This window comes from Pseudomonas sp. NPDC087612 (assembly GCF_044743505.1).
Classification (GTDB): Bacteria; Pseudomonadota; Gammaproteobacteria; order Pseudomonadales; family Pseudomonadaceae; genus Aquipseudomonas.
Genome location: NZ_JBIUWO010000001.1, coordinates 620,416 through 633,894, shown reverse-complemented (window position 1 = coordinate 633,894; position 13,479 = coordinate 620,416). Strand labels below are relative to the sequence as shown.

Sequence of the window (13,479 nt, the reverse complement as noted above, 5' to 3'; positions counted from 1 at the left end):
TCGTCAGCGCATCTGGAACAACTCCTGGTGGAAGTCTTTCGGCTTCAGCCCATGGGCTACCAGGTCGTCACGCAGGGCCTGGCCAAAGTCCGCAGGGCCGCAGTACCAGAAGCTCGCCTGCTGCCAGTCGGCAATTTCCTTGCGCAGGCGTTCGCCACTGAGCCGGCCATTTTGGCCAGACACACACAGGTGCAAACGCACGCCGGCCGCGGCCGCGTCGGCGCGCAGGTTGTCGATGGCGTCGGCAGCATCCGCGCCGCACGGGTGGAACAGGTCGATACTGTGTTGCCGGTCCGGCTCCAGCGCCAGTTGCTTGAGCCGGGCCACGAAGGGCGTGATGCCAATGCCGGCGCCAATCCAGACCTGCCGGGGCTTTTGGTCTTCGAAGGTGAAGCAGCCGTACGGGCCTTCCACTGTCACCGGGTCGCCTTCTTTCAGGCGCGTTGGCAGTCGGCGGGTGTGGTCGCCCAGGCCTTTGGTGATAAAGCGCAGTTGCGCCGCTTGCGGGTCCCAGGCCGAGGCGATGGTGTACGGGTGCGGCCCCTCCGATTCGGATGAGGTCACAAAAGCAAACTGGCCAGCCTGGTGCCCGGGCCAGCCCGCTTGCAGGGCGATGTGGGTTTCCAGCAGGTTCGCCTGCGGGTAGTGGATCAGGGTCTGGATCTGACCCTGGACCTTGCGCTGCTTGCCGATGCGCTTGAACAGTGCCTGGAGCGCCGCCAGCGTGCCGCCGACCAGCAGCAGTGCGGTGACGATGCCGATGGGTTGCAGCCAGTAGTCGAACTTGAGCAGCACCACGGTGTGGAACACCAGCACCAGATAGAGCGCAGCCAGCACCGTGTGGGTCTTGGCAAACCAGTGGTACGGGAAGCGCTTGACCAGGGCCAGGATGATCAGCACGCCGATGGCGTAGAACGCCCATTCCCCCAGGGTTTCAGCCAGGCCGCGCTGGCTGCGCAGTGCCTGCTCGATCGCGCCGAGTTCCGGCGCCGCGCCGCCGCCCTTGGCCGGCTTGACCAGCCAGCCCCAGCCGACCGCCCACTTGGTGCCCTTGGCCCAGACCCAGTGCACGCTGGCGAATATCAGGGCGCTGATGCCGAGCCATTTGTGCAGCCGGTACATCTTGTCGAGCCCGCCCAGCAGCGGTTCCGGGCGGCGCGGGCGCACGGCCAGCATCATCGCCACGCTCATGGCGGCGATGGCGATGACGCCGGTGTATTGCACCAGCACTGAACGTAGCGAGAAGTAAGTCAGTGGGGTGGGCACAAAGGTATCTGCCAGTGCCCATAGCAGGGTCAAGCCGATGAACAACGACCACAACACTATCTTGATGCGCTTCAACTCTACTCTCCACCGTGAATGGTGTAGACATTCTCGGCATTAAACGGGCAGTTGCGGGCATCTGTTGATAGGTTAACTGGTTAAATACAGATATAGATCAATCGGTTAGCGATTAAAGTGAGATTTTCCGCTGGACTTTGCTGTGAACGTTACTCATTACGCCTTTAGCGGATCGCCACCGGGTTGATAGTCGACGGGGACAATCAGCTTTGCCCTGGGAGCACGGATGGCCGGGTTTTGCTGAGCTATGGCAACGCTGATAGCATTCGGCCATATTCTACGGAGGGAATGCTGTGGCACGTTGTTTTTACGGGCGGCTGGGGCTGGCCCTGGTATTGGTGTTGGCGGCGTCCACGGCGTTGGCGGGCAACACGCCTTGCTCCGGGCGCAAGGGGGGGATTGCTGGATGTGATGGCGATCTGTTTTTGTGTAATGACGGGTCGATCAGTGCGTCGAAACGCAGTTGCACGGCGTATACGGGCGGCAGTGCTGCGCGGCCTTCGGTGCAGCCGTTGCGCGGGGCAAGTGAGGGCTGTGGTTGTGGGACCGGAAGCTTCTGCACGGGGCCGCGGGGTGGGGTGTATTGCCTGACGCCCAGTGGCAAGAAGAGTTATCGGCGGCGGTGAGAGGGGTGCATTGGCTGCTGGCCTCATCGCTGGCAAGCCAGCTCCCACAGGTCCGGCGTACACAAATCAACCTGTGGGAGCCGGACTTGCCGGCGATCGAGCGCGCAGCGGTCGCAATCCAGGCAGCGCCGAATATGCTGGCTGTACTGGCCTCATCGCTGGCAAGCCAGCTCCCACAGGTCCGGCGTACACAAATCAACTGTGGGAGCCGGACTTGCCGGCGATCGAGCGCGCAGCGGTCGCAATCCAGGCAACGCCGGCTCCCACAGGAGAGCGCTACACCCGGAACATCTGCATCAACCCCTGCTGATGATTGGCCAGCCGGTTCAGCGCCTGGCTGATCTGCGCCGATTCTTGCGCCTGGCCCGACAGCGACTCGGTCACATCGCGAATCCCCGCTACGTTGCGGTTCACTTCTTCGGCCACCGCGCTTTGCTCTTCGGCCGCCGAGGCGATCTGCAGGTTCATGTCGGTGATCACTGTCACCGCTTCGCCAATTCGCTGCAGTGCCGGTAGCGCCTGTTCGGCCTGGGCGACGCTGTCCTGGGCCTGGCGGTGGCTGCTGTGCATGGTGTCGACCACTTCGCGGGTGCCTTGTTGCAGGCCTTCGATCACCACGCGGATTTCGTCCACCGAGTCCTGGGTGCGTTTGGCCAGGTTGCGTACTTCATCGGCCACTACCGCAAAGCCGCGCCCGGCCTCGCCAGCGCGGGCGGCTTCGATGGCGGCGTTGAGGGCCAGCAGGTTGGTCTGCTCGGCGATGGCGCGGATCACTTCCAGCACCGAGCCGATCTGCTCGCTGCGGCTGGCCAGTTGCTGGACTTCTTGCATGCCGGCGGTCATTTCATTGGCCAGGCGTTCGATCGCCTGGGTGGTGTTGCGGATCATGCTCAGGCCTTCGCGGCTGGCAAGGTCGGCGCCGCGCGCAGCTTCGGCGGCTTGCGCGGCGTTGCGGGCGACATCCTGGGCGGTGGCGCTCATTTCCTGGGAGGCGGTGGCCACCTGGTCGACTTCGCGGTATTGCTGCTGCATGCCGGCGCTGGTCTGGCTGGCAATCGCCGCCGATTGGTCGGCGGTGCTGCGCGCGTCCTGCACCGAGGCTTTGACGTCGGCAATCACCGGTTGCAGCTTGTCGAGAAAGCGGTTGAACCAGTGGGTCAATTCGCCGAGCTCGTCCTTGTTGGCGTAGTCCAGGCGCCGGGTCAGGTCGCCTTCGCCGCTGGCGATGTCCTTGAGCATCGCCGCCACACTTAAAATCGGCCGGGTCACGCCACGGGCGGTCAGCCAGATCACCACCAGGCCCACCAAGGCCGCCGCCAGGGCCATCAGCAGGCTGCTGAGGTTGGCGCTGATGTTGTGCGCGTCCAGGCGCGCGTTGAGTTCAATCGCCGGCGCTTGCAGTACCTGTTCGGGCACTTCCAGCAGCACGCTCCACGGTTGTGCGCCGGGCACCGGGGCGAACGACTGGCTGACCTGCAGCACGCCGTTGTCGCTGAACTCAGCCGCCTTGCCGGCGCGCATCTGCGCGGCCACGGCGCTGGCCTGCTGGCCGAACACTTGCTCGAATTTCTTGCTTAGCTGCGCGGCATCGCGGCTATGCCCGGCGAGCAAACCGGCAGGGCTGACGATGCTGACCTGGCCGTTGCCGTCGAACAGCTCCTTGCGCCCGTCCAGGCTCAGTTGCTGCAGGTTGTCGAGGCTGATGTCCAGGCCCATGACGCCGACGATCTTGCCGTCCTGCTTGAGCGGGAAGGCGATGCTGGTCATCAATGGCGTACGGTCGCCGACGCTGTCGAAGTACGGATCGACTACACAGGCTTCACCAGTTTCCAGCGGGCAGGTGAGCCAGCGGTTGTAGGCCGAGCCGTTGGCCGACAGGCTGGTGTCGGCAAGCATCGACTCGGGCATGGCTTCAGACTCCAGCTCGCCGGGCTTGGGCTGCGACCAGTACAGCGAGAAGCGTCCGTTCTCGTTGCTGCCGACCGCGGCCTGATCGCTGAAGGCGCTGTCCTTGCCGTCCAGGGCGTTGGGCAGGAACACCAGGTACAGGCCGAGCAGGTCGGGGTTCTTGCCCAAGGCCTTGCGGGTCTGTTCGGTCAGGTCGTGGCGCAGGTTGACGTTGCCCTGGGCCTTCAAGAACATCACCAGTTGCGCGACGCCATCGCCATACAGGTACGCATCGCGAAAGTAACGCTGGATATTCGCTGCCTGCAGCTGGGCCGAGGTGTGCAGGCGCAGCCGTGCGTTGTGGTCGAGCATCTGCGTGTTGGCAGTGTTGACCAGCGCGGCGCTGCGGCTCGACTGCATCAGCGTGGCCGCCATCAGCACCACCACGATGGCCAGCAGGCACAGGCCGGCGAGCAAAGTGATCTTCCATTGAATCAGCAGGCGGCGCAGCAGCATGAGGGCGTCCTTGTTCTGTCGGGTTGTTGAATGCACAAAGCCCGTCAGTATCGACGGGCTGTTTCCTACGGGCAGTTACTCGGCAATGAAGCTGGGCGGTGCGACCCTGAAGGCTTTGGTCAGGTACGCCAGGTACAACACCCCCAGCGTCGCCCACACCCCGCCGAACAGCAGCGAGTGGCTGTCCAGGTCCAGCCAGAGGATGGCGATGATACAAAAGCCGATGGTCGGCACCACCAGGTACTTGAGCTTGTCCAGCCAGGTCTTGTTGCAGCCTTCGCGCAGGTAGCAGTGCACGATCACCGAGAGGTTGACGAAGCTGAAGGCCACCAGCGCGCCGAAGTTGATCACCGAGGTGGCGGTCACCAGGTCGAAGAAGATCGCCGACAGCGAGATCAGCCCGACGATGGCGATGTTGATCACCGGGGTTTTCCATTTGCCGTGCAGGCGGCCGAAGTAGCGCCGCGGGATGACGTTGTCGCGGCCCATGACGTACAACAGGCGCGACACACTGGCTTGCGAAGCCAGGCCCGAGGCCAGGGTGTTGATGAAGGTGCAGCAGATGAAGATCGACTGGAACAGCTTGCCGCCGACATACAGGGCGATTTCCGGCAGGGCCGCTTCGTGGTCCTGGAACCGGTCCATGGTCGGGAAAAACGCCTGGATGTAGTAGGACACGACGATGAACACCAGGCCGCCGATCAAAGCAATCAGGAAGATCGCCCGTGGGATGACTTTCTGCGCGTTCTCGGTTTCTTCCGACAGGGTGGTCACCGCATCGAAACCCAGGAACGAAAAGCAGAGGATGGTGGCGCCGGCGACCAGGGCGTTGAAGTGCGTGCCTTGATCGGCAAACGGCAGCAGGCTCCACGAAGTGCCGAGTCCTTCGCCGCTGTGCAGGCCGCGTAGGGTGAGGTAGATGAACACGCCGATGATCAGCGCCTGGATGGCGACGAACAAGGTATTGAAGTTGGCCACCAGGTTGATGCTGCGCATGTTGATCAGGCTCATCACCGTGACGAAGCCCACCACCCAGACCCAGGCCGGCACCTCGGGGAACATCACCGACAGGTAGAGCTTGGCCAGCAGGGCGTTGACCATCGGCAGCAGCAGGTAATCGAGCAGCGACGACCAGCCGACCAGAAAGCCCACGTGCGGGTTGATTGCCCGGCGCGTGTAGGTATAGGCCGAACCAGACTCGGGAAAGCGCCGAACCAGCACGCCATAACTGACCGCGGTGAAGAGGATGCCCAGCAGCGCCAGTACGTAGGCGCTGGGCACATGCCCATGGGTGATGCCGGAGACGATGCCGAAGGTATCGAACACGGTCATCGGGGCGATGTAGGCCAGGCCAATGATGACCACTTGCCAGAGTTTCAGGGTCTTTTTGAAGTGTGCGTCCGCTGCGGAGTCGAGAACCGTTCCTGTGTTCTGCTGGTGTGCTGCACGCGAAGAGACTGGCATGGATGGCGCTTGCCCGTAGGGTTTGAAATTATTTTTATGAAGGTGAGGCAGGGAGGGAAAATAAGAAGAGTGACAGAGGTGTGTCAATTAAATTTTTACAAGAAATTTCTGGTTGGTACGGTGCGGGGTTCGAAAAAGCGATCTGTGTGGCTCTATGGCGGGGTTTTTGGGTAAGAGTGCGTGTTGAATAAAATAGACGCTGAGCTTTGTGTTTTTCAAAGTAATCGATTTATATCGATTACCTTGTCGCCATCGCGGGGCAAGCCCGCTCCTACTGACGCCGCCCATGCTTGACCAGCAACTTCTCAAGTTTCTCCCACAACGCCGCGTCGGTACTGAACGCGACGTTGAAGCGCATCCACCCGGTCGCTTGTGAGTCGACCATGAACAACTGCCCGGGGCCGAGCATGATGCCTTGCTCCAGGGCGTCGTCGACCAGCGCCGCGCTGTCGGCGATGGCCGGGTGGCGGGTCCACAGGTACATGCCTTCATCGCCTTCGATAAAGCGCTCGAAACCCAGCCGCGTGAGCTGTTCGCTGACCTGCTGCTGCGCATCGGCCAGGCGCTGGCGCAGGCGCTTGAGGTGCTTGCGCCAGCGGCCGTCGGTGATGGCCGCGTACACTACCCGTTCCATCACCTGCGAGGTGGTCAGGCCCGAGCGCATTTTCAGTTGCAGCAGTTGCTGCATCAGTTCGGGGTTGGCCAGCATGAAACCGACCCGCACATTCGGCGAGATGCTCTTCGAGTAGCTGCCGACGTACACCACCTGCTGTAGATGATCGAGGCTGGTCAGGCACGGCAGCGGCTCGTTGATCATGTCGGCGTAGAGGTTGTTCTCCACCAGGCGAAAGCTGTGGCGCGCAGCCAGTTGCAGCAGGCGGTGCAGTTGCGCCAGCGGCGTGCGCGAGGCGGTCGGGCTGTGCAGGTGCGGCTGGGTGAAGAACACCGTCGGCCGGTGGTGTTCGAGCAGCCGTTCGAGGTGGTCGAGGTCGTAGCCGTTGGGCGTGCGCGGTACGCCCAGAAGGGTCGCGCCCTGAAAGCGCAAAATGCTCATCAGGTTGGGGTAGCCGGGGTCGTCCACCAGCACCACGTCGCCCGGGCGCACCAGGGTGCGCACGGCCAGGTCCAGGGCCTGGCTGGCGCCGTGGGTGAGCATCAGCTGGTTGGGGTTGGCGACGATGCGCAGGTCCTGCTGCAGGTTCTGCGCGGTGAGGGTGCGCAGTTCCAGCAGGCCCATGGGGTCGCCGTAGCCGCTCAATTCCAGCACGCTGCTGGCGACCTGGCGCATGCCCCGACGCAGGCCGTCTTCGAACATCCAGTCGTTGGGCAGCCAGCCGCAGCCGGGCTTGAACGCAAGCTGGCGGCTTTCGAAGATTTGCTGCAGGTACCACTCGGAATTGAATTCCGGCTTGCCCGGCGCCGGCTCACTGGCCTGGCTTTCGATCAGCTCCACGGCCGAGCGGTTGACGAAGAACCCGGCATTGCCGCGGCTGACCAGCAAACCCTGGGCGACCAGGCGGTCGTAGGCTTCGACCACGGTGAATGTACTGACCGAATAGGTGGCGGCGAAGGCCCGGATCGAGGGCACCTTGGCACCGGGTTTGAGGGTCTGGTTCTCGATCAACTCCCGCAGCCCGTTGATGATCTGGTTGACCAGCGGGGGCGATGCGTCGGGTCGTAATTCAAGCATGGGGAAGCTGTGCCTTCAGGTGTGCGTAACGCCGGGCGCCTGCAGGAAAACGCGGTGTACTGCATCGGCGGCCTGTACAGTGCAGTGGATTTTTCATCGCGCTGTGCATGGCTCTATGTGTCGGACATTTTTACATTAGGGGTCTGTTATCGCTAGCTAAAGCACGTTGAAGCAGTATGAATAATCACAATGACACACATGCTTTTACCCTTGGGCACCGCCCAACCGCTCCTTGCGCACAGGTGGCACTGACCCGCCATCGCGCCATTGCACCGTTCAATCCGACCAGAGGTAATCCGCTGGCCCTGTGAGCAGCGTCGCCGACCCATGACCTGGGCCGGGCGATTGCGGCTGCCCGCACCTTTACCGATTCGAATGGGTGAGACCGCTGTAGCAGGCGGTGTCACGAGTTTCCTTGCATAAAAAGAACACGAGGTAGCTACTGATGGACGCAACATCCACATCCACTTCCACAGCGAAGGTGGAGCACGAGAGCAAGCTCAGCGCTTCGCTCAAGTCTCGCCACCTGACCATGATGTCGATCGCCGGGGTTATCGGCGGGGCATTGTTCGTCGGCTCCGGCAGTGTGATTCACAGCGCAGGCCCCGCGGCCATCCTGGCCTACCTGGCCGGCGGCATCCTGGTGGTGCTGATCATGCGCATGCTCGGTGAAATGGCGACTTCATCGCCCGACACCGGCTCGTTCTCCACCTACGCCGAGCGCGCCATCGGCCGCTGGGCGGGCTTTACCATCGGCTGGTTGTACTGGTGGTTCTGGGTGATTTTGATGGCCTGGGAAGCCTACGTCGCCGGCAAGATTCTGCACGGCTGGTTCCCGTCGATCAGCGTCAACGTGTTCGTCCTGGCCACCACCCTGGTGCTGATCAGCGTCAACTTCTTCAACGTCAAGCACTACGGCGAGTTCGAGTTCTGGTTCGCCTTGATAAAGGTGGTGGCGATCATCTGTTTCCTGGTGGTCTGCGGGTTGGCGGTAGTCAACCTGTGGCCCACCGGTGAAGTCCACGGCCTGAGCAACCTCACCGCGCAAGGCTTCATGCCCAACGGCATGGAGGCGGTGGTGGTGGCCATGCTCGGGGTGATGTTCGCCTTCCTCGGCGCCGAAATCGTCACCATTGCTGCCGCCGAGTCGAAGAACCCGTCCGAGCAGATCGTCAAGGCGACCAACTCGGTGGTCTGGCGGGTGTGCCTGTTCTACGTCGGCTCGATCTTCCTGATCGTCGCCCTGGTGCCGTGGAACGACCCGCTGATGGGCACCTCGGGCTACGGCTCGTACCGTCGTACCCTGGAGCTGCTGGGTATTCCGGGTGCGGAATTTGTGATGAACTTCGTGGTGCTGACTTCGGTAAGCAGCTGCCTGATCTCGGCGCACTACACCGCCTCGCGCATGCTGTTCTCGCTGTCGACCCGTGGTGATGCGCCGTCGTTCTTCAAGATCACCCGTGCCGGTACCGGCGTGCCGGTGTTCTCGATCATCGGCTCGTGCTCGGTGGCGGTGTTCGTGGCCCTGATCAACTTCAGCGAAACCCTGCGCCCGAAAGACGTGCTCGATGTGCTGATGAACACCACCGGCATGATCGCCTTGCTGGTGTACCTGGTGATCGCCTTCTCGCAACTGAAGATGCGCCGCAAGCTCGAAGCCGAGGGCAAGCCGATCCGTCTGAAAATGTGGCTGTTCCCGTGGCTGACCTACCTGGTGATCGTGTTCATCATCGGCTGCCTGGTAACCATGGCCTTTGTCCCGGACTACCAGGTGCTGGTGTTCTCCACCGGTGCGGCGGCGATTGTCGTGGCCCTGATGGGCGCGGTGTTGCACGTGCGGGCGGCGAAAAAAGCGCTGTCCTGACCCATCTGATCGCCGGCAATGCCGGCTCCCACAGGATTTGTGCTGTACACATGACCTGTGGGAGCGGGCTTGACCCGCGATGAGGCCCTCAAGTTACTCGCAAAATCTCACCCACCAACCAGCCCAGCGCGCGGTCCTGCCCGCGCTGGGCCAGGTGCACCAGCTCAAGCTCGAACACCTCCAGCGCAAACGGCAAGTCATGCAGCTGCAACGGCAGCAGCGTGGCGAAGTGACGTGCCAGTTGCGTCGGCAGCACCACGCACAAGTCCGACGCCGCCACCAGGTGCGCCGCCTGCAGGTAGTTGGGCGTGGTGTAGACGATCTGCCGCGCCAGGCCTTGTTCCCCCAGCCATTGATCGACCATGCCGCGGGTCTGGCCGCCATGCACCCAGAGGTGGCGCAGACGCAGGAAGGTGTCTAGATCCAGTGCGCCGTTCACCAGCGGATGATCCTGGCGCAGGGCAATCTGCAAGGTCTCGTTGCGCCAGTGATGACGGGCAAAGCGCGCCGGAATTTCATCGAAGCGCCCCAGCACCAGGTCCAGCTGGCCACGGTCGAGGGCATCCACCGGCAGGCTTGGCGCCAGCGGGGCGATGTCCAGGCGCAGGTTCGGCGCGCGCTCCTGCAGGCGGCGCAGCAGGCCGGGCATGCACAGCTGTTCGACGAAGTCGGTCATGGCAATGCGAAAGGTCTGCCGGCTCAGGTGCGGGTCGAAGCTTTCACCGACATTCAGCGTTTGCTCGATCTGCTGCAGCGCCGAGCGGATCGGGCCTTCCAGGGCCAGGGCCTTGGGCGTCGGTTGCATGCGCCGGCCGATGCGCACCAGCAGCGGGTCGTCGAGCAGTTCGCGCAGGCGCGCCAGGGCATTGCTCACCGTCGGCTGGCTGAGGGCCAGGCGCTCGGCGGCGCGTGAGACATTCTGCTCGCGCAGCAGCACGTCGAGGATGCGCAGCAGGTTGAGGTCGAAGGTAGATATATTCACATTGCAAATATCACACATATGAAAATGAAATTTCTCAAATAGTAGGCAGCTGCTTAGGGTGTCGGCAATCCTTCTTTTCGACTTAGGGGTGCCGGTGTGAGCAACGACTTCGATGTGCAGCAGGCCGCAGTGATAGGGGCGGGGACCATGGGCCGGGGGATTGTCATCAGCCTGGCCAGTGCCGGCATTCCGGTGTTGTGGCTCGATGCCAGCGCGCAGATGGTCAGCGCCGGCCTGAAGATGGCTGCCGACACCTGGGCCCATCAGGTGGTCAAGGGCCGTATCAGCGAGGCGCAGGCCGAACAGAACCTGGCGCGCATTCGGCCGGTGGACGACTACGCAGCGCTGGCCGATGTCGACCTGGTGATCGAGGCGGTGTACGAGAACCTCGAGCTCAAGCAGGAACTCTTCCGCACCCTGGACCGCACCCTCAAGCCCGGCGCGATCCTCGCCAGCAACACCTCGGCGCTGGATATCGACGCCATTGCCGCCGTCACCCAGCGCCCGCAGCAGGTACTGGGCCTGCACTTTTTCAGCCCTGCGCACATCATGAAACTGCTGGAAATCGTTCGCGGCCAGCACACCTCGGCGGCCGTGCTCGAGCAGGCCAAAATCTTGGGCCAGCGCCTGGGCAAGATCGCCGTGGTGGCTGGCAACTGCCGCGGCTTTATCGGCAACCGCATGCTCAAAACCTACGCCGACGAGGCGCGCAAGATGCTCCTCGAAGGCGCGCTGCCCCAGCAGGTCGACGGCGCCTTGCAGGCTTTCGGTTTTGCCATGGGCCCGTTTCGCATGTACGACGTGGTCGGTGTCGACCTTGAATGGCGCGCGCGCCAATTGGCCGGGCAGGGCATGGACAGCCCGCTGGTGCAAGTCGACAACGCCCTGTGCGAGCTCGGCCGCTTCGGCCAGAAGGCCGGTCGTGGTTACTACCAGTACGCCGAGGGCAGCCGCGAGGCCGAGCACGACCCAGAGGTCGATGCCCTGATCGAGCGTGTTTCTGCCGGCCTGGGCTATCGCCGCCGGCTGATCAGCGCCCCGGAAATCGTCGAGCGCAGCCTGCTGGCGCTGGTCAACGAAGGAGCGAAGATCCTCGAAGAGAACATTGCCGCCAACAGCCACGACATCGATCGGGTCTACCTCAATGGCTACGGCTTCCCGGCCGCGGTTGGCGGGCCGATGCGCTGGGCTGGCAGCCAGGGCCTGGCCTCGATCCAGGAACGTCTGGAGCGCCTGCAGCGCATGCTGGGTGAACATTGGCGGCCAGCGCCGCTGATTGCCCGCTTGGTCGCCGCCGGCAAAGACTTTGCTGTTGTCCAGGAGGGCCGGGCATGAGCTATCAGGCACCGCTACGCGACATGCGGTTCGTGCTGCACGAGCTGTTCGATGTCAGTGGCCATTGCCAGCAACTGGGCAACGGCCTGGACCGCGAGACCATCGATGGCGTGCTCGAAGAGGGCGCCCGTTTTGCCGCCGAAGTGGTCGCACCGCTGAACCGCAACAGTGACGAGCAGGGGTGTCGTTTGCACGACGGTCAGGTGACCACGCCCGATGGCTTTCGCCAGGCCTACAAACGCTACGTCGAGCAGGGCTGGGCGAGCATGACCGGGCCGCTGGATTTCGGCGGCCAGGGTTTTCCACAAATGGTTTCGGCCAGTTTTCACGAGATGCTGATGGCCGCGTCGCTGTCGTTTCGCATCTACTCCGGGCTCACCGAAGGCACGGTGCTGGCGCTGGATCGCCATGGCAGCGCCGCGCTCAAGCAACGCTACCTGGCGCAACTGGTCAGCGGCGAATGGACCGGCACTATGTGCCTTACCGAGCCCCAGGCCGGCACCGACCTGGCCCTGTTGCGTACCCGCGCCATGCCCCAGGCCGACGGCAGCTACCAGCTCAGTGGCAGCAAGATTTTCATCAGCGGCGGCGAGCAGGACCTGAGCGCCAACATCATCCACCTGGTGCTGGCGCGTTTGCCCGATGCACCGCCCGGGGTCAAGGGCATCAGCCTGTTCCTGGTGCCCAAGCGGCTGGTCAACGCCGACGGCACCCTCGGCGCGCGCAACGCTTTGAGTTGCGGCGCGCTGGAACACAAGATGGGCATCAAGGGCGCTTCCACCTGTGTGATGAACTTCGACGGCGCCAGCGGCTGGCTGGTGGGCGAGGCCAACCAGGGCCTGGCCTGCATGTTCACCATGATGAACGACGCACGCTTTCAGGTCGGCCTGCAGGGCCTGGGCATTGCTGAGGCGGCGTTCCAGGGGGGGCTGGTGTATGCCCGCGAGCGCTTGCAGTCGCGGGCCATCAGCGGCGCCAAGGCGCCGAACAAAGCCGCCGACCCGATCATCGTCCACCCCGATGTGCGGCGCATGCTGCTGACCCAGAAAACCCTCAGCGAAGGCTGTCGCATGCTCGCCGCCTACACCGCGCGCCAGCTCGATCTTGAACATCATTGCAGCGCTGCAAAACGCCGCGCCGCCTTGCTGATCCCGATCGTCAAAGCCTTCTTCACCGACTGCGGCCAGGAAGTCGCCAGCCTCGGCGTGCAGCTCTACGGCGGGCATGGCTTTATCCGCGAGTGGGGCATGGAGCAGTTGATGCGCGACAGCCGCATCACCCAGCTGTACGAGGGCACCAACGGCATCCAGGCCCTGGACCTGGTTCGGCGCAAGCTGCTTGGCGATGGCGGCAGTGAGCTCAATGCGCTGATCGATGAGCTGGCAACGCAGGTAAACCAGGCTACCCGTCAGGCGCAGATGGCCGAGCGGGTAGGGCAGTGCCTGCAGCAGTGGCGGGCGCTGGGCGAGTCGGTGTTGCAGGCCTGCCGCCACGACCCGGAAGAGATCGGCTCGGTGTCGGTGGATTTTCTCGCCTACTCGGCCTATGTGTTGTTGGCGGCCTTGTGGCTGCAAGCGGCAGAGCGCGCCAGCGCGGCCCTGGCGGCCGGTAGCAGCGAGGCGGCGTTCTACCAGGCCAAGCTGCAGGCGGCGGACTTTTACCTGCGCAGAGTCTTGCCCCGTGCTGGCGCCCACCGTGAAGCCTTGCTGGCCGGTGCTGGTTGCCTGATGAGCCTGCCGGAGGCCGATTTCGCTTTCTGATTTACCTGCGGGCA

At 63.4% G+C, this 13,479-nt stretch carries 9 protein-coding genes and 1 pseudogene; 4 read left to right on the top strand and 6 right to left on the bottom strand.

Annotated elements, in window-relative coordinates:
- Positions 1 to 3: 3 nt before the first annotated feature.
- Positions 4 to 1,341 carry a ferric reductase-like transmembrane domain-containing protein gene (locus tag ACIOVF_RS02770; protein WP_213603878.1) on the bottom strand — a complete coding sequence of 446 codons (1,338 nt, stop codon included), beginning with the start codon at positions 1,339 to 1,341 and terminating at the stop codon, positions 4 to 6.
- A gap of 317 nt (positions 1,342 to 1,658) precedes the next feature.
- Here ACIOVF_RS02770 and ACIOVF_RS02765 point away from each other — a divergent pair, with 317 nt between their 5' ends.
- Positions 1,659 to 1,967: a hypothetical protein gene (locus ACIOVF_RS02765; RefSeq protein WP_401287597.1), complete on the top strand. Its 309-nt coding sequence runs from the start codon at positions 1,659 to 1,661 to the stop codon at positions 1,965 to 1,967.
- A gap of 276 nt (positions 1,968 to 2,243) precedes the next feature.
- On the opposite strand, the gene ACIOVF_RS02760 is transcribed toward ACIOVF_RS02765, so the two are convergent.
- The 4 genes and pseudogenes from ACIOVF_RS02760 to ACIOVF_RS02745 form a co-directional block, all read right to left on the bottom strand.
- Positions 2,244 to 2,999, bottom strand: a complete 756-nt coding sequence (locus tag ACIOVF_RS02760; protein ID WP_371128676.1) for a methyl-accepting chemotaxis protein — start codon at positions 2,997 to 2,999, stop codon at positions 2,244 to 2,246.
- A gap of 102 nt (positions 3,000 to 3,101) precedes the next feature.
- Positions 3,102 to 4,109 (bottom strand): annotated as a pseudogene (locus tag ACIOVF_RS02755) (HAMP domain-containing protein); the annotation flags it as partial.
- Between the two features lie 336 nt (positions 4,110 to 4,445).
- Complete coding sequence (locus tag ACIOVF_RS02750; RefSeq protein WP_195884554.1) at positions 4,446 to 5,834, bottom strand: APC family permease; 1,389 nt, start codon at positions 5,832 to 5,834, stop codon at positions 4,446 to 4,448.
- A 271-nt stretch (positions 5,835 to 6,105) separates the two neighbouring features.
- Positions 6,106 to 7,524, bottom strand: coding sequence for a PLP-dependent aminotransferase family protein (locus tag ACIOVF_RS02745; protein ID WP_401287302.1), 1,419 nt, complete (start codon positions 7,522 to 7,524; stop codon positions 6,106 to 6,108).
- Between the two features lie 445 nt (positions 7,525 to 7,969).
- Here ACIOVF_RS02745 and ACIOVF_RS02740 point away from each other — a divergent pair, with 445 nt between their 5' ends.
- The gene (locus tag ACIOVF_RS02740) at positions 7,970 to 9,388 is read left to right on the top strand and encodes an amino acid permease (protein WP_045194356.1); all 1,419 of its coding nucleotides are present in this window, start codon (positions 7,970 to 7,972) and stop codon (positions 9,386 to 9,388) included.
- An 88-nt stretch (positions 9,389 to 9,476) separates the two neighbouring features.
- Here ACIOVF_RS02740 and ACIOVF_RS02735 read toward each other — a convergent pair whose 3' ends face one another.
- The gene (locus ACIOVF_RS02735; RefSeq protein ID WP_401287298.1) at positions 9,477 to 10,388 is read right to left on the bottom strand and encodes a LysR family transcriptional regulator; all 912 of its coding nucleotides are present in this window, start codon (positions 10,386 to 10,388) and stop codon (positions 9,477 to 9,479) included.
- A gap of 78 nt (positions 10,389 to 10,466) precedes the next feature.
- Between ACIOVF_RS02735 and ACIOVF_RS02730 the strand changes: the two genes are divergently transcribed.
- Entirely contained in the window at positions 10,467 to 11,705 is a 1,239-nt protein-coding gene (locus tag ACIOVF_RS02730; RefSeq protein WP_401287295.1) for a 3-hydroxyacyl-CoA dehydrogenase NAD-binding domain-containing protein, read from the top strand.
- Positions 11,702 to 13,465 carry an acyl-CoA dehydrogenase C-terminal domain-containing protein gene (locus ACIOVF_RS02725; RefSeq protein ID WP_401287292.1) on the top strand — a complete coding sequence of 588 codons (1,764 nt, stop codon included), beginning with the start codon at positions 11,702 to 11,704 and terminating at the stop codon, positions 13,463 to 13,465. Before ACIOVF_RS02730 ends, ACIOVF_RS02725 begins: the two co-directional genes overlap by 4 nt.
- The last annotated feature ends 14 nt before the right edge of the window (positions 13,466 to 13,479 follow it).

Coding starts and splice junctions, on each gene's coding strand:
- ACIOVF_RS02735 (WP_401287298.1), bottom strand. CDS start 10,388: ATGTGTGATATTTGCAATGTGAATATATCTACCTTCGACCTCAACCTG.
- ACIOVF_RS02760 (WP_371128676.1), bottom strand. CDS start 2,999: ATGCAGCAGCAATACCGCGAAGTCGACCAGGTGGCCACCGCCTCCCAG.
- ACIOVF_RS02725 (WP_401287292.1), top strand. CDS start 11,702: ATGAGCTATCAGGCACCGCTACGCGACATGCGGTTCGTGCTGCACGAG.
- ACIOVF_RS02745 (WP_401287302.1), bottom strand. CDS start 7,524: ATGCTTGAATTACGACCCGACGCATCGCCCCCGCTGGTCAACCAGATC.
- ACIOVF_RS02740 (WP_045194356.1), top strand. CDS start 7,970: ATGGACGCAACATCCACATCCACTTCCACAGCGAAGGTGGAGCACGAG.
- ACIOVF_RS02750 (WP_195884554.1), bottom strand. CDS start 5,834: ATGCCAGTCTCTTCGCGTGCAGCACACCAGCAGAACACAGGAACGGTT.